Consider the following 20,577-nt stretch of genomic DNA (forward strand, 5'->3'; position numbering starts at 1 on the left):
AATGATAATAAATAGTGTCATTTAATTCTAAAGGTAAATTGAAGAACAGGGGCGATAAAAGTGAAAATCTGCTATTTAGTAGTAAAAAATAATCAAATGTTAGAAGTTGATCAGAAAAGGATTACAGCAACTATTCTTGCTATGGTGAGTCTTGCCATTCCTAAACCAAATTCTATTGTCACCAGGGCAACGATGCCACTGATACCAAACGTCGACATAAAGGCATTAATTCAAGCGATTATTCAGGTTAAATATCCTCAATTGCTTAATATATACTTCACTAAAATTAGAAAAGATTATGAGCTTTTAAAGCTAGATTTTATTTAGTATTAAATATAGTTAGGTGACTAAATCAGCAAAGACTGTATGATTAACATTTAATTTTGCGTATAGAGATTGTAGAGAGTCGCACATACTAAAATAACAGAAAATTGTTTGAGTGAGGAGGAAATCAAATGTCAACTCGTTATCAAGAATGTGTAGATGAATGTTTAGCATGTATGAAGGCGTGTAACTTTTGTTTTAATGCGTGTTTAATTGATGATCATATGGAGCCTTTTGCTCATTGTATTCATTTAACAAAAGATTGTGCTGATATTTGTTCTTTTGTTGCAAAAGCTTTATCGTCACAAACAAACTTTAAGAATCAACTTTGTCAAGTGTGCGCAGAGATCTGTCGTGTTTGTAGTGTCGAATGTATGAAACATGCACATACTTATCAACATTGTTTACGTTGTGCACAAGCTTGTGAATCATGTGCTATTGCTTGCGATAAAGTACTAGAGGTTTATTGATTTGTGTCAGATGAATTTTTAAATAAAAGAGCTATCAGAGACAAAAAATTATAAAGTATTCAATAAGAAGTTAATTGAGGAAGAAAAGGTTCGTTTAGGAAGTAGTCATTTGATGGAGAAATTAGAGTCATGTAAAGGTGAATCTTTTAAGGTGTTTGTATTGATTAGGATATATGAAAATCACTGAAGTGAAAAATTAAATAAAAAATTAGTTTCTTTAATCCTAAGATTGTTTTTTCTTGGTATGATCATTTTGAAATGATGAAACAAGGAAATTCGCATGGGAAGCCTGTTAAATAATTAGCGGATTATTTTAATTGACTATCAGAAAAAGTGATTTGAATGAGTGAGGGTGAAAATGGATTTATCTGTATTCTGCTCTGCTCATATTTCAGTTGAGATGGTTAATAGCATAGAAGAGTTTAGATCAATTGTAAAATAGATTACCTCAAATAATAAAAAAAGCCTCACAAGATAGTACTGAATGTGAAAATCAGAATACTATCAGTGAGGTTTTAAATTATGTTATTAGACTTGTCCTAATAAAACTTGAACTAATAATGCCACAATTACAACAATGGCTGAAATAATGAATCCATGAAGCATAGGAAGGAAACCAGATTTTGTTACATCACGAATATCTGTTTTTAATCCGATTGCAGCTAATGCCATAACCATAAAGAATTTACTTAATGTTGAAAGAGTTGAACTTAATGCTGCTGGAATAATACCAACACTATTTAATAAAGCAGCTCCTAAGAATAATAAAATGAACCAAGGGAAAATCTTTTTGAGGTTAACTTTCTTTTGCTCAACTGCTGCACCTGCATTTTGTTTCATTTTTAATTTTTCATTTAAATATGAGAATGCTAATACGACAGGAATAATTGATAACGTACGTGTTAATTTTACGATCGTTGCGAAATCACCCGCTGCATCACTATAGGCATATCCCGCTGCAACAACTGAAGATGTATCATTTACGGCTGTACCAGCCCATAATCCAAAGGCCATATCACTTAGCCCAAGAGCCGCACCCATAATAGGGAATAAGATAACCATGACAACATCAAAAATAAATGTTGCAGAAATAGCATACGCGACGTCTGAATCATCTGCATCAATAACTTGTGATAAAGTGGCAACTGCTGTTCCACCACAAATTCCCGTTCCAGCTGAAATTAATGAACTAAGTTTCCAGTCCATTTTAAATAGTTTTCCGAATAGATAACCGAATCCAAATGCTGCCGCTAAAGTGAAGACCATAACAACAAGTGAGTATTTACCAACATGAATAATTTGGCTAACACTTAAGCTTGTTCCTAATAAGACAATGGCAACTTTTAAAAGTTTTTTTGAGCTAAAAGTAATTCCAGCTTTATATGTCGTAGTGTCTTTCATGAAAAAGTTAATAGCCATCCCCATTAAAAGTGCAAATACACTCGCCCCAATGATATGAACATATTGATTTAAAATCGTTGCAATAATTGCAATTGCTAATGAAAGAAGTACACCAGGTAAAATTTTTTTCATAAAACTCCTCCTAATTTTTATTGTATCTTTACAATACCATGTAAATTGATATAATAAAAATTATACATTTTTATACAAATATAAATATTTCTTATAGTAGGTGGAGTATGATTGATTATCGATTGCTCACATTTATTGATGTGTGCGAAACAAGAAGTTTAACTAAAACAGCCCAGCATCTTTGTTTAACCCAACCCGCAGTAACCCAGCATATTAAATATTTAGAAGAAACGTATAATACTAAATTATTAGTTTATGAAGGGAAGAAGATGCGACTTACAGAATCAGCACAGGTTCTTTTACAGTATGCATTAAAAACACAGGCTTTATTAAAATCAACCAAAACAGAGATGTATGAATTAAAAACAAAACAAGTGCGACTTAATTTTGGGGCAACCTTAACGATAGCAGACTATGTCATGCCGACCATCTTAGATGCTTATCTAAAGAGGTTTCCAGATATTCAACTTAACTTTAAAGTTCAAAATACAACTCATTTAATCGATGCTCTTTTAAAAGGTAAAATAGAATTTGGATTGTCAACACTAAACTAAACAACTTTTTTAAGGGTGTTTTTACGATACTCAACTGGGGACAAATAACCTAGTGAAGAGTGGATCCTATGATTGTTATACCAGTTAACGTAGTCGGCAAATTCATAACCTAGTTGTTCTTGGGTTTCAAATATCTGATGGTTTACAAATTCTGTTTTGATTACTTTATAGGTCGCTTCTGCAACAGCGTTGTCATAGGGACATCCCTTCATACTTAAAGAGCGTTCAATTTCAAATACCTCTAAAATCTCATCAATGATTTTATTCTTAAATTCGTTACCTCGATCCGTGTGGAAAATCTTGATTTGACTTAGGTTAGTTTGGACTGTACTGAACGCCTTCTTAACTAATTCTGCATCCTTATTAGGCCCAGAGCTATAACCGATAATTTCACGATTAAACAGGTCTACAAGCACACAAAGATAGTGCCAGCGATTTTTTACACGAACGTACGTTAAATCACTGACAACAACGTTTAAATGTGGTTGTTCATCAAAGTTACGATCCACGATATTTTCAGTGTTATCTTCGTTACATTTAGCTGTATGCGGCTTAAATTGAGCAACGGTATAATTCGATACAAGGCCTTCTTGTTTCATGATACGACTAATACGACGACGTGAAACTTGTTGTCCCATCTTTTTTAACTCTTGCTTAATTTTTCGAGTCCCGTAATTATTTCGGCTTCGACGAAAAATCTCAATGATATCAGTAACCAGTTGAGTTTCATCTTTCTTCGGTTTAGACTCGTAATAATAAGTGCTACGAGGCACATTAAGGACTTTGCACATCGCTGAAACTGAATATTTGTGTGTATTGTTTTTAATCACATTTATCTTCGTCCTAAGATCAGCGCGGCTTGCTTTAAAATATCATTTTCCATTTCCAATTGTTTAACCTTTTTACGAAGTTGGATTAACTCTTGTTCTTCTTCTGAGCGGTTATCTTTCTCCTTAAAAGAACCTGTAGAAGTTGACTGTTTAATCCATTTATCGAGTAAAGACGATGAGATATCGTATTCACGAACAATATCACATTTACGTTTCCCATTTAAATAAAGCTGGACTAATTGGTTTTTAAATTCATCTGTATACGTACGGCGAGGTCTACGAGTTTTAGTTTGGGTCATGTTAAAGCTCCTTTAGATTGATATTATTTATAATTCTACATGACCTTAAAAAAACTGTCTAATTAATTGTAACCTATCCAATTTGCCTTTATCGAAGGATATTTTGATAAAGAGCAATTCGAGCATCATTTACTTAAGAAAGATGATTTTATTTTAGTTGCATCAGCTAATAGCCCCTTAGATGAAGTCATCACACTAGAGGAATTAAAAAAGCAACGACTCATTATCCGTGAGGTTGGATCAGGAAGTCGAGACATCTTAGAGAAATTGCTAGCTAATACGAATAGTTCACTTAACCAATTTAAACAGCTTGATGAAATTGGAAATTTAAAACTTTTGAAGTATCTAATCAAACAAAATCATGGTGTGACGTTTATTTATAAAGAAGCCGTTAAAGAGGAATTAGAAAGAAAAGAATTAAAACAAATTCAAGTAGAAGGGTTTAACCTCAGTCGCGAATTCAATTTTATCTATTTAAAATCATCAATACATAAAGAAGAATATTTGAAGTTTTTAAAATTTGCTAAGAGCCAAATAGGAGAGTAACTATTAAAAAATAAGAATATCACTGATGCTAAGTAGGATTTGATGAATTGTCAAAACAACTGCGATACTTGCTCATCAAATAGCCGGAATGAAGTCTTCAAACCTAAATATTTTCTTCATGGATGATTATTTTGTTTTTGAGGAAAGAACCTTAGGGAAAAATTTAAAGAAGTCTGCATCAAAATCGAGATAACTGATTTTGGAGAAAATAATGTAATGATGAGAAATATGGGATTGATTTAAAATAGATAAAAAGGGAAATCAGTTAGATTTCCCTTTTCTCGTGGTTAGAATGAAATTGTTCCATTAACCGAATCTAGTGCTCCTTCTTGTAGTTCAACGATTTGAACATTCTTCGAAGGAATCTCATTTGTACAAGTAATACCAAATTTAACAGAAGGTCTGAATCCAAAGCGGTTATAATAATTAGGATCACCTAATACAACGACTGACGTATAGTTCATTTGTTTTTCTAATTCAAAAGCTCTTTGAACAAGTTTTGTTCCAATTCCTTCATTACGATAGTCTAATTTAATAGCCAGTCGTGCTAAGAGGAGCATCTTCTCAAACGCAAATTTTGTAAGCATGATATGTCCGACTAATTGTCCGTTGTCTATTGCAACTAGTGCCAATTCAGGAATATAGTTTTCACTTGTGCCAAGTATGTTAACCAAGTCTTGTTCAGAACCGTCAGAAACAGCTGCTGTTGCAAAAGCTTCTCTAACAAAGTCATAAATCATTTTAAATTTAGTTTTTTCTTCACATTTAATAGTTAATGTCATTTTATTTTCCTCCTACGTATGAGTTGTAAGTCTGAGGATATTAACGTGCATCCCTCTTATTGGACGGATTGTAGTAATAATGTTTGCTTTAAATAATCCCTTTTATATTGATTTTCTCACACTATAACATGTTTCTTAAAATACCATCATATAATTTAAAGATATGAGAGGAGGAATGGGGATATGCAATCTGATCAAACTGTAATTAGTATTCAATATGGTGATGTAGATGGAGATTATAACTGTGAAAAAGTCGTTTTATTTGGGACACCTTATAGTCCTGGTCAATCTTACATTCAACAATTAGAATTGTTGATTCATTATATGGATGATAGAAAGCTAAGGTTTCAACTAGATTTAACAGGATATGATATTCATTTATTTTTAGGAGATTTTTTAAAAACAAATCATAGTCAAATTCTTATTACAGGACGGACAGGTGGAAGTGGAGACTATGCAGTTGCTCGTCTTTACAATCTAGAAAATAACAGACTTAAACTCATTTTAGATGAAGAAGACCTCTCAAGAAAACTAACCTGTCAAGTAGGATATATTAATATGAATGGCACATTAGGTGTAACTTGCCCTGCCACTGGGCAAACTTTTATGCTAGAAAGTAGAGGGCATCTTAATCTGTATGCTGGTATGCGACAAGATCCAATTCAACCAATGATTACAGCTGTTAATACCATTTATCCGATTCAGCAGCCTTACGAAAACTATTATAGTCTGCAAATTCAACAACGAATCATTGGAGTCAACAATGCTGATTTATTAGGATTGATACAATCGGTTATTCAGGTAACACAGGAAGCTCCAATGATAAAAAGTCAGGCACTTGTTAAGTTTCCAAATACATAAAATAAGTATTTAATTTTGATACAGTCTTAAAATAGAGGGGTTATCTTAAAAATAACTAGAGAGATTTAGTTATTTACAGATAACCCCTTTTATTGTGTACAATCATCATTTAATAAGGGCAGTGGATACGGGGAAGATATTCAATAAAATAAGTTGTCATAGATTATATAATGTGGTAAATGTCATTATTTTAACAGATAGGAGAGGCGAGATGAAAGGATGGAACAATCAGCATTGAGAGGATTTTTTTAAGAAAAGGGATTGAATGTTATGTTATTCAGTGATTTTAAAGCAGATATACAATATAAGCTAACTCATAATCGCAAAAAGGAGTTAATTTTTTAATTAGTATAGCAGAAAATCAATCTGTAAACATTCAACAATCAGAAAGATGTAAATCTTAGTAAATTTTGTTCATTACAAAAATTTTACTGAGACTATAGGAGGGGGAATGATAAAAACTTCAAACATTTAGTTTGTAATAGTAAATATAGAAAATATGAGGATATAAAAAATCTGTTATATTAGAGGAGATAATATGCACGGATTTTCATAAAGAAAATGACTGATATACTGTGTGGGAAAAGATAAATTTGTCTTTAAAAAAGAATTTCTTCTTTATCATGATAGTGCATGGTATGATGGAATAAACAATAACATAGGGGAAAAGGAAAGTATGCAAAAAATTCAGAAGCCAAAGCGAATGAAATATTCCAAAGAAGATTTGATTTTTGAGGAAGCCATCATGGATGATCCGTATCTTGAAGGAGCTCTATTTGAAAATACAATGATTACAGATCAATGTATTGATCGATTGTATTTAAATAAATGTTATTTTAAAAATGTAATCTTTGAAAGTTGTCAATTCGACCGAATTGATTTAACAGATACGACATTTGATAACTGTGATTTATCTCATCTTAAATTGATGGATGGAACAATTCATCGTTGTGAGTTTATTAATTGTCGTTTAACTGGAAGTGATTTTTCAAATAGTAGTATTCAGAATACATTATTTAAGGATAATACTGCACGTTATGCAAACTTCTCATACAGTAAATTTAAGTCGGTGAATTTTATTAATAATCAAATGATGAATAGTAGTTTTAATGAGTGTAGTTACAGGAAGGTAAGTTATGATACTTGTAATTTATCTGAAAGTGAATTTATTAATACCTCATTAGCTACTTTAGATTTCTCGACGTGTGAGATTCATCAAGTCATCATTCCGATGGAACAGTTAAAGGGGTTAACTGTCTCAACAGAACAAGCTGTTCAATTAGCACAACTCTTGGGATTAAAGATTGTATAAGAGGTGAAAGAAATGAAGTATTATCACTATTATGAAAGTCCAATCGGAAAATTAGTTATTGTACACAATGATCGAGGAATTACAAATTTATACTTAGCACATCTTTTACAAATTGAAAATGCCATTCAAGAAGAGACGGACTTAATTAAAGAAGCAGTCAAGCAGCTTGATGAATACTTCAATGGACTGCGCCAATCTTTCGACTTACCATTAGCTCCAGCAGGAACTCATTTTCAACAGAAAGTTTGGCAAGCCCTTCGAAATATTCCTTGTGGAAAAACTTATAGTTATAAACAAATCGCAGAACAGATTGACAACTCAAAAGCTTCGCGTGCGATAGGAATGGCGAATAATAAAAATCCTATTTTACTTCTCATCCCTTGTCATCGTGTGATTGGTGGCAATGGAAAACTCGTCGGTTTTGCAGCGGGGCTAGAGGTTAAAAAGCATTTACTAACTTTAGAGGGGACTTCATATGAATGTTAAAGCACAACTTTTAGAATTAGCAGAACCAAGCTATCAGCAGTTTTCATCTCGTTTGCTTCCAGGAACACCGGATATTTTAGGTGTCCGTTTACCAATTTTACGCAAAATGGCAAAGCAAATTGCAAAAGAAAATTGGCGTGAATTTTTGAACCAAAATGATGATATTTACTTTGAAGAAATTATGCTAAGAGGGATGGTCATTGGCTATATTAAAGATATTTCTATTCATGAAGTGATGAAGCACATTCAAATTTTTGTGCCTCAGATTAATAATTGGTCTGTTTGTGATAGTTTTTGTTCTGGACTCAAGATTACGAAGCAGTATCAAAAACAATTTTGGCCTATGATTACCTCTTATCTTTCGTCGGATCAAGAGTTTGAAGTGAGATTTGCTGTTGTTATGCTGTTAATTTACTATGTAGATAACCAATATGTAACAGATGTTCTTCGGGAATTAGATCAGGTTCAGCATTCAGGGTACTACGTTCGTATGGCAATCGCATGGGCAATATCCGCTTGCTATGTGAGTTATCCTCATCTAACTTTAAGTTATTTAAAGCAGACACAACTGGATACATTTACTTACAATAAAGCTTTACAAAAAATTAGTGAATCGATGAAAAGCGATATAAAAACAAAAGAATTAATGAAACAAATGAAGCGAAATGAAGCAGATTAAAAAATAACACGAAGTGGAGAAAAAGTCGTAATTTGTTTGAAAATTAGAAATTTTAGGAGTATTCTAATGTAGAAGTATGTATCATGTTGATAAAGGGAGTGAGCCTATGGCATTCATCAAGATTTATAAGATCACCAAAGACTACCATAAGAAAATTGATGCCATCATGGATGAGAAAAAAACTGGGGATAGTGAACTTATTTATAAATTCACAACGACAAATGAACCTATTCATCAACTAGAGTCAGCTTATCATATTATGCAACGATTTCCTGTTGATGAGTATGTTAAACCAGAGGTAGCTCACCAAATTGGAATCGAGTTTGCCACTCAATTTTTAAAAGACTACTCTGATTATGTGGTTGCTACACACACACATTCAAAGGTTTTACATAATCACATTATTTTTGTTTCAAGTTCAATGAAAGAAGATGAAATGTATCGTAAGCTATATGAAGAAAAACTTCATCAACTTGTCGTTAAGATTACTAATGATTGTTGTGCTAAGCATGGGCTATCAACAATTCAATATAAATAAAAACTCGCACCTAATATTAGGTGCGAGTTTTTAGTACCATTCTTGCGGTGTATAATTTAAGTCTTGGAATAAACGTGTTTTTTCTTTCTTAGTTAAGTCACGCCATTGTCCAACGGGTAAGTTACCTAAGTGGATATTCATGATGCGAAAACGCTGAAGACGATAAACTTCATATCCTAATGCTTCACACATACGACGAATTTGACGATTTAATCCTTGAGTTAAGATAATTTTAAATTCATATTTTGAAAGTTGTTCAACTTTACATGGTAATGTTTTTGTTCCAAGGATACGAACGCCTTTAGACATTTTTTCAACGAATTCAGGTGTGATTGGCTTATCAACAGATACAATATATTCCTTTTCATGATTATTTTCAGCACGTAAAATTTCATTAACAATATCACCGTCATTTGTTAATAAAATTAAACCATCTGAATCTTTATCTAAACGACCGATATTAAACACGCGTAATGGGTGGTTAACTAAGTCAACGATATTTCCTTTAACATTTTTCTCAGTGGTACATGTAATTCCAACAGGTTTATTTAAAGCAAGATAGACATTGTTACGTGCCAAACGAATACGTTGCCCATTAACCATAACCTCATCACCTGGCTTCACTTGATCACCGATTTTAGCTTTACGACCGTTAATTTTAACGCGTCCTTCTTCAATTAGTTTATCAGCTCCACGTCGAGAAGCTTTTCAAGATTCACTAATAAATTTATTTAAGCGCATATTTTCACACCCTTTAGCGAGATTTCTTGTTGCAAATCTTTCTAAGTATACTCTGATTTACATAACTTGTCGACTAAAAAGAGAAAGTAGTGTCGAAAAAAGTCGTTTTATTAATATTTTGTTCAACTGATTAAGAAAATATGAGTTATGATATAATAAAGGAAATATGACAGCAGGAGGTTTAGAAGATGGATCAACATTATTTAGTGATGTTCTTACGTGAAGGAAGTTATATTGAGTCTAATGTGGAGCTTTTAGAGCTGGATCGCTCAACAATTGCTGAAGTGGTAGATCGTTTAATTGACTATCATAACAGTGATGAATTAGAGGATGAACTTCGTAGCTGTGGTACAAATATTCGTGCCATTATTCGTGTTTACTTAAATCATGTTGGAGATTATGGTTATGAAGATTTCTATCATTTAGAATTAGTCACACCAAAATCATTATAGTAAAAAGCACTTATCTAAAAGATAAGTGCTTTTTACTGTCCAAAGAATCATTAATAGGTTATAATGACTTTTTTTATTTTATATAGGAGCTAGAAGAAGCTATTTATATTAGGGGGAATATTAATTTTTTAACAGGGGACGATAAATTAAAAAAGTATTACAAATAATATGGGATTAAATTAACGAATTTCGAAAGGTATAGATTTAGTATTAGTATGATTCAAAATAATAAACAGATGCCTCTAATTGAGACCAATGTAGAATTATAAAATACATTTCTGTTTCTATATAGATAATTTGGTATAATAAAAAAGATGTATCAAAAAACGGAGGTTCTAACATGAATAATAACGATATCTTAATTCGTATTCGATATGCACTAAACTTAAAAGATGGACAAATGGTTAAAATTTTCAAACTTGGTGGAGTAGAAGTCACAGAGGAAGAAGTAAAAAAAATGTTAACCAAAGTAAAAGAAGAATTTGGTTTTCAAGATGCTGACAGTAATGAAACCTTACCATGTAACAATAAAATGTTAGATGCATTCTTAAATGGATTAATTACGTTTAAACGTGGTCCACAAGAAAAGAAATCTGGACAACCTGAAAATCCAGTTAGTATTACAAGACGTAATAACATTAATAATATCGTATTAAAGAAATTAAAAATTGCACTATCTTTAACGTCAGAGGAAGTTATTGATATTTTAGGATTAGCGGGTGTTAAAATTTCAAAGGGCGAATTAAGTGCCGTACTTCGTAAAGAAGGACATAAAAATTATAAAGAGTGTGGCGATCGTTACTTACGTAATTTCTTAAAAGGATTAGCCATTCAATACCGTACAACGCAAAAATAATAAATAAAGCCTTATCCTTATGATAAGGTTTTTTACTTTTTAATTGGTATATTATGTCTTAATTTGAAACAAATTGTCGTTGAAAAAAGTTTCATTTATTGATATAATTTAACTTCAAAAGAGCTGATTATGATGAAAAATTTCTATACATTGGAGAAGTGAAAAATGACAGTAAGAATTGCAATTCTAGGTGGACCAAGATGTGGTAAAACAACGTTAATTCAACAATTATATGTGGATATGAAAATCCGTGATATTAATGTCGGGGTTGCGACTGAATATAGTACCGATTATTTACGTGATAAAGGAATGATCGAATCAATTTCAGAGCAATACGGAATTTATTTAGGACAATTACATTTAGAAAAAGCATTAGATGGACATGAATATGCAGTTACGGATTACGCAACATTTGTTCCATATATTTATGGACGCTTAATGCTTGGAGATAAAAAACGTACTAAAAAAGAAATTGAGATTTTAAATGACTTATATAGTTTAGCAATTCGTGACTTACCTCAGTACGACTATATCTTCTTTGTACCTCGTGAATTTGGATATAAAAAAGATGGAGTTCGTTGGCAGGATGAAGAAGTTGCTCAAATGGTGGATGATGCAATCTTAAACTTCTTAAATGCAGAGAATGTGAAGTATGAAGTTATCACAGGTTCAACGCGAGAACGCTCAGAAAAAATCTTAAATATTGTTGGAATTGAAAAAGAAATTGTTAAACCGCAACCAGTAGAAGAATTAGCTGAATAATAAATAAAATAAAGCCTATATCAATTTTCGATATAGGCTTTATTTCATTATAAACATTTTTCAAAAGCTACACGTTTACTGCCATCAGCTAGATAAATGACACCGCAATAATCAAATCCATTTTTTATAAGAGAGCGTTGCATCGCTTGGTTATCCTCATGTGTATCGACTTTAATGCTACCAACACTTTTTTTATTACACATTAATTCAGTTTGTTTAATCATTTCAGATGAGAGCCCGATTCCTTTTAACTCATGATCAACTGCAATCCGATGGATGACGGCATAGTTATCATTACTTTTCCAATCCCCTTCAAAAATTTTATTATAAGTAGCTTCTCCTTCAAAAGAAATAGCGATGGTTCCAACAATCTTATTATTTTTTATTAAGACAAAACTATGTCCATTTTTAATATCATTTTCAATGACTTTAGCATTTGGATAACCATTTTGCCATTGATTGATTCCCTTTTCTTTGAAATATTGTTGAGCTTGTTTAATAATCTCCATGACACGTTCAATATCTTCTAGTTTAGTATATCTTAATGCTAACATCTTTATTCTCCTTTCAAAAGTGGATAATTATTAATCATTATATCACCAAGTTCTATAACATAACTCTAATGTTTTCGACAAATTTCGCGATTAGAAATGACTAATTCGTACATACTAATGAAGTAAAACTAAAGGAGGTAGTCGCTATGCAGACTGGAACTAGACGTGTTGTATTAGTTGGTACAGGATTTGTTGGAATGAGCTTTGTGTATTCAATGGTAAACCAAGGTGGAACTGAGGAGTTAGTTCTAATTGACGTTAATCATGAAAAAGCTGTTGGTGAAGCCATGGACTTAAATCACGGTATTCCGTTTGGGCCAGAAAAAATTGAAATCTGGGCTGGAGATTACTCAGACTGTAAAACAGCCGATATCGTTGTTGTGACAGCTGGTGTTAATCAACAACCCGGAGAAACACGCTTAGCCTTAGTTGAACGAAATGCGAAAATCATGCGTGATGTTATTAAAAATGTTATGCAATCAGGATTTAATGGAATTCTGTTAATTGCAAGTAACCCTGTTGATGTCTTAACTTATATTGCTTGGCAAGAATCAGGTTTACCAAAACATCGTGTCATTGGGACCGGAACAACACTTGATACCGCTCGTTTAAGATACCAAATGGGTAAATATTTAGACGTCGATCCTCGTAACGTTCACGGTTATATTGTCGGTGAGCATGGTGATACTGAAACGCCATTATGGTCACATACAAGCGTCGGTGTCAAACCAATCTTCGATATTATTAAAGATCATCCAGAATATAAAAGAGAAGATTTAGAAGAAATCTATGTCAACGTCCGTGATGCTGCTTATCATATTATTGAACGTAAACGCGCCACTTATTACGGAATTGGGATGTGTATCACGCGTATTGTTAAAGCTATCCTAAATGACGAAAACTCAGTCTTACCAGTGTCAGCTTATTTAGATGGTGAATATGGTCTTCATGATATCTTTACCGGTGTGCCTGCGATTGTCAATCGTAACGGAATTCGCGAAGTCTTTAACTTAAATATTAGTCCAGAAAAACTCGAACAATTAACTAAATCCGTCTCAATTTTAAAAGAAACATTAGATACCGTGCGTTAATTGAATAAAAGAAACCTCAATCTAGTATTGAGGTTTCTTTAGGTATCGCACTTCATATTACAATCTGTCATAACAAAAAAACCACTTACCGTTTCAAGGGCGGCAAGTGGTTTTTATTATTTCCCTACACATTCACGACAACGATTATAATCATCCTGTATTGGGAAACGTGAATCGACACGCCCACCTGGTCCAACTTCTAGATTACAATTCGCACAATAAGGGATTTCATCGTAAGTTCCATCTTCATAAAGCATAGATAAAGGTTGCATCACAAACTCTTCAAACATCTTGTCACCTCATTTCTTTATAGATAAAAATGACTATATCATTTATATCATATCTTAATCAACGACAAAATAAAATCCCTAATAACCTAAATCAAAAGAACCTAGGGTTTAATATAATATAAGCTGATTGGGTTAGTGAGCCTGTCAAGTTAAGTGTGTAAACTAATTTTTAAAAATTATAGATAGGGCTTTAAACGATCTGGATATAAGATTAATATTTGATTTAAAATTTGACTCCAATTTGAGATTTGACGTTGCCATTTCTTAGTGACTTCCATGGTTTGAAGATAGATTAATTTCATAACAGACATTTCATTTGGAAAAGCTCCTTTTCCTTTTAGAACTTTCTTAATTGGCTGTTGTAGCTTTCGATGGCGTTCGTGGTATAAATCATTTTTCTAATTTCTTTAGGGAAATTAAACAGTTGATAAACCTCTTTGATGTTATTTTCCCAAACCATAACGGCTAAAGGCACAATGGAACTCCATTTATTTTTAAAGGTCTCAAAGGCTTGTTCTGCTACTGATCGATTAATCGCTTGATAGATTTGTTTTAAATCATAACAGAATGATTTTCTATCTTGATAAGAAACAAATTTCGTTGATTGTCGGATTAAATGAACTAAACAACGTTGAACGAGGGCATGAGGAAAAACAGCTTGAATGGCCTGTTTAAAGCCACTTAAACCATCCACACAGGCAATACAAATATCTTGCACTCCACGAGCCTTTAATTCATCTAATAAACTCATCCAATAAGAGGCACTTTCTGCTTCTCCGATAGAGAGGCTTAAAACATCTTTGCGACCATCTAAAGACACACCTATGATACAGTAAACTGCTTTGTTTGAGGCACTCATTCCATCACGCACTTTGACATGAAGCGCATCTAAATAAATGATAGGATAAACAGGCTCTAAAGGCCGTTGTTGCCAATCTTGAATCAGTGGAATCACTTTATCAGTTACAGCAGAGATCGTTTCATGTGACGTTTCAAAGCCATAAATCTCTGCTAATGTTTTAGAAATATCACGCGTTGATAAACCTTTAGCATAAAGCGATAGAATCTTTTCTTCAATTCCGATGACATTGGTTTGACGTTTAGGCACGATTTGAGGTTCAAATGAACCTTGCCGATCTCTGGGAGTCTGAATCGTTGTTTCACCAAGACGCGTTTGAATGGTTTTAGATTGACGTCCATTTCGTGCATTTGAAGTTGATTTATTACGAAAATCATATCGGCTATATCCTAGATGTTGATCTAATTCAGCTTCTAATGCTTGTTCAATAAAGCCTCCAAACATGTCTAATAAAACAGCTTCAATATCACTAGCAGATTTAATGTTGTATTCATCTTGGAGGAGATTAAATAATTGGTTCATCGTAGCTTTTCTTGTCATAAATAATAAACTCCTTTGAAATAGTTAACTTATTATGGTAACTGTTCTAAGAGTTTACACACTTTATCTTACACCCTCGGGTTAGTAATAAATAATTAATTAAAACTGAAATGTACCGTATAAATTTATTAGGTATTGAATATAGTTTTAATTGTAGAGTTAGTGAAATATTAGGTTAAATGATTTGAATATACTAAGTTTGTTTGAATTTATTCGCAAATAATGGAAAATATTTTAAAATGATTAATAACTTAATAAAAAATAATTAAGGTAGAGGCTGCGGTTCTTAAGAGTATTCATAATGAGGTAAGCGCAATGAAGTATGAAGAAAGGAATAACCGCCGAAGGCTATAACTGAAGCTTTAAGGTTATAGACCTGGGGGTGTATAGAAGATATGCATCACTGTCACAAATGCAAATTTGTGTTGAGCTACATTTAAGAAATAGAGACTATCCTGTTATCATCTATTTTAGGATAGTATTTTTCGAAGCTCCCTTAGTATGATTCAAATGAGGGAGCTTTTATTTGTAAATGTGAGCCTCTTTATGACGAAAAGGAAGGACGACAAAATGAAATTACAAGGAACGATGTCAGTAAAAAATGATGAACTTTATATCGGAGGAATTAGTTGTTTAGAACTTGCTAAGACGTATCAAACCCCTTTATATGTCTTTGATGAACAACTTGCTCGAGAGAATTGCCGCGAATATGTGAAACATTTCAAAGTGAAAGAACATCGAAATCGAGTCGCTTATGCTGGGAAGGCCTTTTTACCCCTTCATATGTGTCAACTCATTAAAGAAGAAGGATTATATTTAGATGTGGTATCTGGTGGGGAATTATACACGGCGCATAAAGCTCAGTTCCCAATGGAAAATGTACTGTTTCACGGAAATAATAAGACCATTGATGAAATTAAAATGGGTCTTGAGTTAGGAGTAGGTCGATTTGTTGTTGATAACTATTATGAACTTGATTTGCTAGAACAGTTCTGTAAAGAAAGAGGCACATCGCAAGCGATTTATTTGAGAATTACACCTGGTATAGAAGCACATACACATGATTATATAAAAACGGGACAAATTGATTCGAAATTTGGATTTACTTTGACTAATGGGGATTTATATGAGTGTTTAGCCAGTTTTCATCGATATGATCATCTACAACTGGTTGGATTACATGCACATATTGGATCACAAATTTTTGATGTAGAACCTTTTTTAGATGAAGTAGATATTATGATGAATTTAGTTAAGGAGATTAAGGAAACATACGGCATTGAAATTAGAGAAGTTGATTTAGGAGGAGGAGTTGGCGTTTATTATACGAAAAATGATCAACCAAAAACCATTCAACAATTTTGTGAAGCCATGATTGAAAAAGTAGAAAAATCTTGTCAGAAATTAGGGATTAACGTACCGACATTAATCGTTGAACCAGGACGTTCCATTGTCGCAAATGCTGGAAGTACGCTATATACAGTTGGATCGATGAAAGATATTAAAGATGTTCGAACCTATGTCAGTGTAGATGGTGGAATGACTGATAATATCAGACCTTCGTTATATCAAGCACGTTATGAGTGTGCGATTGTGAATAAAATGAGAACAGGGGATCAAAAGCAAGTAACGATCGCAGGAAAATGTTGTGAAAGTGGTGATATTCTTATCACAGATGTTGATATTAAGGGTATTGAAACAGGTGATATCTTGATTATTGCCTCAACCGGTGCGTATGGATATTCGATGTCATCAAATTATAACAAGATTCCGAAGGCTGCGGTTGTTTCGGTTCAAAATGGAAAAAGTCGAGTGATTTGTAAACGACAAACGTTAGAGGAATTACTAGCTTTAGAAGTTTTATAGGGGGAATGAGAATATGGGGATTTTGGTTCATAAGTATGGTGGGACATCAGTTGGAACAACTGAGAAGATTAAACGGATTGCAAAACGAGTCATTGCGGAAAAGGAAAAGGGAAATGATATGGTGGTTGTCGTATCGGCGATGGGGAAAACGACGGATTATTTAGTGGAGATGTCAAAAGAGATTGCGATAAATCCCAATAAACGAGAAATGGATTTGATTTTATCCACTGGAGAACAAGTGTCCATTGCGTTGTTGTCGATGGCCTTTCAGGAATTTGGATATGACGCTATTGCTCTAACTGGGTTTCAAGCTGGAATTAAAACATATGGACCGCATACTAAAAATAAAATTTTGGATATTGATGATGAGAAAATTAAGAATTATTTAAAAGAAGGGAAAGTTGTGGTTGTTGCTGGGTTTCAAGGGGTGAATGAAAATGGTGATATTACAACACTTGGTCGAGGAGGGTCAGATACAACAGCAGTTGCTATAGCAGCGAAACTTGGTTGTCCATGTCATATTTATACAGATGTTGATGGCATTTATTCCGTCGATCCACGACTGTATAAAGAGGCGAAAAAACTTGATGTTATTAGTTATGAAGAGATGATGGAGATGGCAAGCCTTGGTGCAGGTGTGATGGAACCACGTGCTATTGAAATTGGATGTAAATATAATATTCCAATTTATGTAGCTTCAAGTATAAATGATGTGGGTGGAACTTATATTAAGGAGTATGATGAGAAAATGGAAGGGAATATAGTAACGGGGTTAAGTGTTTGTGATGATATTTTAATGGTAACAGTTAGTCATATTTTATATAACTTAGATCATGTTGCGACTTTATTTGAAAAACTAGCGATTGAAAATGTAAATGTGGATATGATTAGTCAAACAGCACCAGTTGATGGGTATATTAATGTTTCTTTTACTGCACCAAAAGATGATTTATTTATAATTGAAAAGGTGATGAGGGATTTAGAGGGTAAAGTTGAGATTAGTATAGAGAATGAAATTACAAAAATTTCAGTCGTTGGAATTGGAATGAGAAATCAAAGTGGAGTAAGTGGTCGCCTATTTAGAATTTTAGCGGATAACGAGATTTCCTTTAGGCAAGTGACAACATCAGAAATTAGTATTTCGTATACAATTGATAAAAAAGATAAAGAAAAAGCAGTTCGCGCCTTATCGAATGAGTTGAATTTGTAAAGGGGGAACGGCGTATGGATTTAAAAGAAATTTTAACAATGCATCGAGAGTATTTACATCAAATTCCCGAACTTGGATTTTGTGAGTTTAAAACATCAGCATATTTAAAAGAACAATTAGAACTTTTAGGATACAAGGTTGAATCAACCGCAAAAACAGGATTGTTAGCTTATCGAAAAGGTGAAAGTGATGAATGTATTGCTTTTCGCTCAGATATGGATGGATTGAGTTTAGCAGAAGAGACTGGCGTTGCATTTACATCTAAACATCAGGGAAAAATGCATGGATGTGGTCATGATGGTCACATGGCTATTTTACTTGGATTTGCGACTCATTTATCAAAGATTGAACCGTTAAAAAAGAGCGTATTATTCATTTTACAACCGGCAGAAGAAGGTCCAGGTGGAGCTGAGGTTATTATCAAAGAAGGAGTATTAAAAAAATATAAGGTGAAGTTTATATTTGGTCTACATTTATATCCAGAGATTGAGGAAGGAAAGTTTGGGCTTCGATCAGGTGTGATGACAGCTCAAACTGGAGAGGTTGATATTGTCATTCAAGGTCAAGGGGGGCATGGGGCGATTCCTCATAAAGCAAATGATGCGCTCATTATAATGGCTCAGTTAATCAATAGTTATCAAAGCATTGTGAGTCGAAATTTGAATCCAATTGATGGGGGCGTTCTTACCATTGGTACGATTCATGGTGGAGAGCGTCGAAATATTATTGCTGAAAAAGTAGAACTGACAGGAACGATTCGCGCATTTAGTGAAGAAGTTTATGAAACGATTAAGCGACGTATTGTAGAGATCAATACTGGACTTGAGACGATGTTTAATGCCAAAGTAAAGACGCAATTTATTGATATGTATCCATGTATTGTGAATGATAAATCATTATTTGAGTTAGTGTGTCACTCAACACTCGGTGAGAAAATGATTGAAATTGATCCGATGATGATTGCAGAAGATTTCTCTTATTATCAAAAAGAGGTTCCAGGATTATTCTTTATGCTAGGATCTCGTAATGATGCGCTTGGTTTTACAAATCCACTGCATCATTCGAAATTTAATTTTAGTGACAATGTTTTATTAAATGGCGTTGAACTGTATGATGAAATGTGTCGTTTATTAAATGTTTATTAGGGAGTGTGTAAAATGAATGGGATTAATGTTGCAATTGTAGGGGCTACTGGTTTAGTGGGACAAACCTTTTTAAAAGTACTTGAGGAACGAAATTTTCCAATTAAGGAGTTATATTGCTTTGCATCAAGTCGCTCAGCTGGAAAAACGATTGAGTTTAAAGGAAAAACTTATGTTGTTGAAGAATTAACAGAACAATCTTTTGATCGAGAAATTGATATTGCTTTATTTTCAGCAGGCGGTGGAATTAGTAAGAAGTTTGCTCCGATTGCGGCTAGTAAAGGAGTACGAGTAGTAGATAATTCTAGCGCTTGGCGCATGGAAGCCGAAATTCCACTTATTGTACCAGAGGTGAATCCTCATGTTTTAAGTCATAATGACTACATTATTTCGAATCCAAATTGTTCAACGATTCAATCCGTCGTTCCATTAAAAGTGTTACATGAGGCATTTGGAATTAAACGCATTGTGTATTCGACTTATCAGGCTGTATCTGGCTCAGGGGTGAAGGGGCTTCATGATTTAGAAGCGGGAACAACTGAGTTTTATCCGTATCCGATTGTTGGAAATTGCTTACCCCATATCGATGTATTTTTAGATAATGGGTACACAAAAGAAGAAGTTAAAATGATTGAGGAAACGAAAAAAATTTTAGGAGATCAAAATATTAAAGTAACAGCAACAACAGTACGAGTGCCTGTTAAGTATGGACATTCTGTTTCGATGAATTTGGAGTTTGAGCGTGAGTTTGAGTTAGAAGAGGTTTATAGGCTACTACAAAGCGTGGATGGCTTAGTAGTACATGGTCACGAAAATTCGCTCGATTATCCAATGCCTATTGATGTTGAAGGGCATAATGAAGTTCATGTTGGCCGAATTAGACGTGATTTTAGTGTCGATTCAGGTTTAAATTTATGGGTGGTTGCCGATAACATTAGAAAAGGTGCAGCAACGAATACCGTTCAGATTGCTGAATTACTGTTAGATTATTTGTAGGAGA

General features: G+C 33.4%; 23 protein-coding genes, 1 pseudogene and 1 riboswitch. Of the genes and pseudogenes, 17 read left to right on the plus strand and 7 right to left on the minus strand.

Translation table 11 applies throughout. From position 1 onward, the window contains the following. Nucleotides 1–96: 96 nt before the first annotated feature. Both AT726_RS08235 and AT726_RS08240 read left to right on the plus strand, forming a co-directional pair. On the plus strand, nt 97–327 hold the full coding sequence (locus AT726_RS08235; RefSeq protein WP_144436963.1) for a hypothetical protein: 231 nt from the start codon (nt 97–99) through the stop codon (nt 325–327). 128 nt (nt 328–455) lie between these two features. Continuing rightward, nucleotides 456–794: a four-helix bundle copper-binding protein gene (locus tag AT726_RS08240; RefSeq protein ID WP_055245090.1), complete on the plus strand. Its 339-nt coding sequence runs from the start codon at nt 456–458 to the stop codon at nt 792–794. Nucleotides 795–1,322: 528 nt separating this feature from the next. On the opposite strand, the gene AT726_RS08245 is transcribed toward AT726_RS08240, so the two are convergent. Further along, nucleotides 1,323–2,327 (minus strand): YeiH family protein, encoded by a 1,005-nt coding sequence (locus tag AT726_RS08245; RefSeq protein ID WP_055245088.1) that lies wholly within the window; start codon nt 2,325–2,327, stop codon nt 1,323–1,325. A gap of 107 nt (nt 2,328–2,434) precedes the next feature. Between AT726_RS08245 and AT726_RS08250 the strand changes: the two genes are divergently transcribed. Next, entirely contained in the window at nt 2,435–2,881 is a 447-nt protein-coding gene (locus tag AT726_RS08250) for a LysR family transcriptional regulator (RefSeq protein WP_237297040.1), read from the plus strand. Here the strand turns inward: AT726_RS08250 and AT726_RS08255 are convergent. Next, nucleotides 2,878–4,010 (minus strand): IS3 family transposase gene (locus AT726_RS08255; protein WP_144436946.1). Its coding sequence is split into 2 segments (ribosomal slippage): nt 2,878–3,749 and nt 3,749–4,010, totalling 1,134 coding nucleotides; the frame shifts between segments, so codons are not numbered across the junction. The genes AT726_RS08250 and AT726_RS08255 overlap by 4 nt on opposite strands. A 90-nt stretch (nt 4,011–4,100) precedes the next feature. Between AT726_RS08255 and AT726_RS08265 the strand changes: the two genes are divergently transcribed. Beyond that, nucleotides 4,101–4,556: a LysR substrate-binding domain-containing protein gene (locus AT726_RS08265; protein WP_237297245.1), complete on the plus strand. Its 456-nt coding sequence runs from the start codon at nt 4,101–4,103 to the stop codon at nt 4,554–4,556. 287 nt (nt 4,557–4,843) lie between these two features. Here the strand turns inward: AT726_RS08265 and AT726_RS08270 are convergent, their stop codons facing one another. Then, nucleotides 4,844–5,338: a GNAT family N-acetyltransferase gene (locus AT726_RS08270; protein WP_055277469.1), complete on the minus strand. Its 495-nt coding sequence runs from the start codon at nt 5,336–5,338 to the stop codon at nt 4,844–4,846. A 183-nt stretch (nt 5,339–5,521) separates the two neighbouring features. Between AT726_RS08270 and AT726_RS08275 the strand changes: the two genes are divergently transcribed. The 5 genes from AT726_RS08275 to AT726_RS08295 all read left to right on the plus strand — a co-directional run bounded on the left by AT726_RS08275 (nt 5,522) and on the right by AT726_RS08295 (nt 9,214). Next, nucleotides 5,522–6,199 (plus strand): hypothetical protein, encoded by a 678-nt coding sequence (locus AT726_RS08275; protein ID WP_055277472.1) that lies wholly within the window; start codon nt 5,522–5,524, stop codon nt 6,197–6,199. Nucleotides 6,200–6,875: 676 nt separating this feature from the next. Then, nucleotides 6,876–7,511 (plus strand): pentapeptide repeat-containing protein, encoded by a 636-nt coding sequence (locus AT726_RS08280; RefSeq protein ID WP_055243276.1) that lies wholly within the window; start codon nt 6,876–6,878, stop codon nt 7,509–7,511. 12 nt (nt 7,512–7,523) lie between these two features. Continuing rightward, the gene (locus AT726_RS08285) at nt 7,524–7,997 is read left to right on the plus strand and encodes a methylated-DNA--[protein]-cysteine S-methyltransferase (RefSeq protein ID WP_068759379.1); all 474 of its coding nucleotides are present in this window, start codon (nt 7,524–7,526) and stop codon (nt 7,995–7,997) included. After that, nucleotides 7,987–8,676 carry a DNA alkylation repair protein gene (locus AT726_RS08290; RefSeq protein WP_055243274.1) on the plus strand — a complete coding sequence of 230 codons (690 nt, stop codon included), beginning with the start codon at nt 7,987–7,989 and terminating at the stop codon, nt 8,674–8,676. The genes AT726_RS08285 and AT726_RS08290 overlap by 11 nt, the downstream gene beginning before the upstream one ends. Before the next feature lie 106 nt (nt 8,677–8,782). Continuing rightward, nucleotides 8,783–9,214: a relaxase/mobilization nuclease domain-containing protein gene (locus AT726_RS08295; RefSeq protein ID WP_158508543.1), complete on the plus strand. Its 432-nt coding sequence runs from the start codon at nt 8,783–8,785 to the stop codon at nt 9,212–9,214. 30 nt (nt 9,215–9,244) lie between these two features. Here AT726_RS08295 and AT726_RS08300 read toward each other — a convergent pair whose 3' ends face one another. Continuing rightward, the gene (locus AT726_RS08300) at nt 9,245–9,817 is read right to left on the minus strand and encodes a 23S rRNA pseudouridine(2604) synthase RluF (protein ID WP_237297041.1); all 573 of its coding nucleotides are present in this window, start codon (nt 9,815–9,817) and stop codon (nt 9,245–9,247) included. Nucleotides 9,818–10,143: 326 nt separating this feature from the next. Here AT726_RS08300 and AT726_RS08305 point away from each other — a divergent pair, with 326 nt between their 5' ends. The 3 genes from AT726_RS08305 to AT726_RS08315 all read left to right on the plus strand — a co-directional run bounded on the left by AT726_RS08305 (nt 10,144) and on the right by AT726_RS08315 (nt 12,025). After that, entirely contained in the window at nt 10,144–10,407 is a 264-nt protein-coding gene (locus AT726_RS08305) for a hypothetical protein (RefSeq protein ID WP_055243271.1), read from the plus strand. A 340-nt stretch (nt 10,408–10,747) separates the two neighbouring features. Further along, nucleotides 10,748–11,263 carry a DUF1456 family protein gene (locus AT726_RS08310; protein ID WP_055243270.1) on the plus strand — a complete coding sequence of 172 codons (516 nt, stop codon included), beginning with the start codon at nt 10,748–10,750 and terminating at the stop codon, nt 11,261–11,263. Nucleotides 11,264–11,428: 165 nt separating this feature from the next. Next, entirely contained in the window at nt 11,429–12,025 is a 597-nt protein-coding gene (locus tag AT726_RS08315) for an ATP/GTP-binding protein (RefSeq protein ID WP_055243269.1), read from the plus strand. 47 nt (nt 12,026–12,072) lie between these two features. Here AT726_RS08315 and AT726_RS08320 read toward each other — a convergent pair whose 3' ends face one another. Further along, nucleotides 12,073–12,579 carry a GNAT family N-acetyltransferase gene (locus AT726_RS08320; RefSeq protein ID WP_055277711.1) on the minus strand — a complete coding sequence of 169 codons (507 nt, stop codon included), beginning with the start codon at nt 12,577–12,579 and terminating at the stop codon, nt 12,073–12,075. Nucleotides 12,580–12,725: 146 nt separating this feature from the next. Between AT726_RS08320 and AT726_RS08325 the strand changes: the two genes are divergently transcribed. After that, nucleotides 12,726–13,670 (plus strand): L-lactate dehydrogenase, encoded by a 945-nt coding sequence (locus AT726_RS08325; RefSeq protein WP_068759380.1) that lies wholly within the window; start codon nt 12,726–12,728, stop codon nt 13,668–13,670. Between the two features lie 116 nt (nt 13,671–13,786). Here the strand turns inward: AT726_RS08325 and AT726_RS12850 are convergent, their stop codons facing one another. Further along, on the minus strand, nt 13,787–13,960 hold the full coding sequence (locus AT726_RS12850; protein WP_158508544.1) for a hypothetical protein: 174 nt from the start codon (nt 13,958–13,960) through the stop codon (nt 13,787–13,789). Nucleotides 13,961–14,136: 176 nt separating this feature from the next. Next, nucleotides 14,137–15,359: pseudogene (locus tag AT726_RS08330) on the minus strand (IS256 family transposase). 263 nt (nt 15,360–15,622) lie between these two features. Next, nucleotides 15,623–15,800, plus strand: a riboswitch (Lysine riboswitch). A gap of 129 nt (nt 15,801–15,929) precedes the next feature. Between AT726_RS08330 and lysA the strand changes: the two are divergent. The 4 genes from lysA to AT726_RS08350 are packed head-to-tail and all read left to right on the plus strand — an operon-like array spanning nt 15,930 to nt 20,573. Then, the gene (gene lysA / locus AT726_RS08335; RefSeq protein WP_055277266.1) at nt 15,930–17,225 is read left to right on the plus strand and encodes a diaminopimelate decarboxylase; all 1,296 of its coding nucleotides are present in this window, start codon (nt 15,930–15,932) and stop codon (nt 17,223–17,225) included. Nucleotides 17,226–17,238: 13 nt separating this feature from the next. After that, the gene (locus tag AT726_RS08340) at nt 17,239–18,435 is read left to right on the plus strand and encodes an aspartate kinase (protein ID WP_055305482.1); all 1,197 of its coding nucleotides are present in this window, start codon (nt 17,239–17,241) and stop codon (nt 18,433–18,435) included. A gap of 14 nt (nt 18,436–18,449) precedes the next feature. Then, a complete protein-coding gene (locus tag AT726_RS08345; RefSeq protein WP_201023048.1) occupies nt 18,450–19,580 on the plus strand; it encodes a M20 metallopeptidase family protein in 1,131 nt (376 codons plus the stop codon). Nucleotides 19,581–19,592: 12 nt separating this feature from the next. Further along, nucleotides 19,593–20,573, plus strand: a complete 981-nt coding sequence (locus AT726_RS08350; RefSeq protein ID WP_055243263.1) for an aspartate-semialdehyde dehydrogenase — start codon at nt 19,593–19,595, stop codon at nt 20,571–20,573. The last annotated feature ends 4 nt before the right edge of the window (nt 20,574–20,577 follow it).

The sequence above is a fragment of the Turicibacter sp. H121 genome (genome assembly GCF_001543345.1).
In the GTDB taxonomy this organism is placed as follows: domain Bacteria; phylum Bacillota_I; class Bacilli_A; order MOL361; family Turicibacteraceae; genus Turicibacter; species Turicibacter bilis.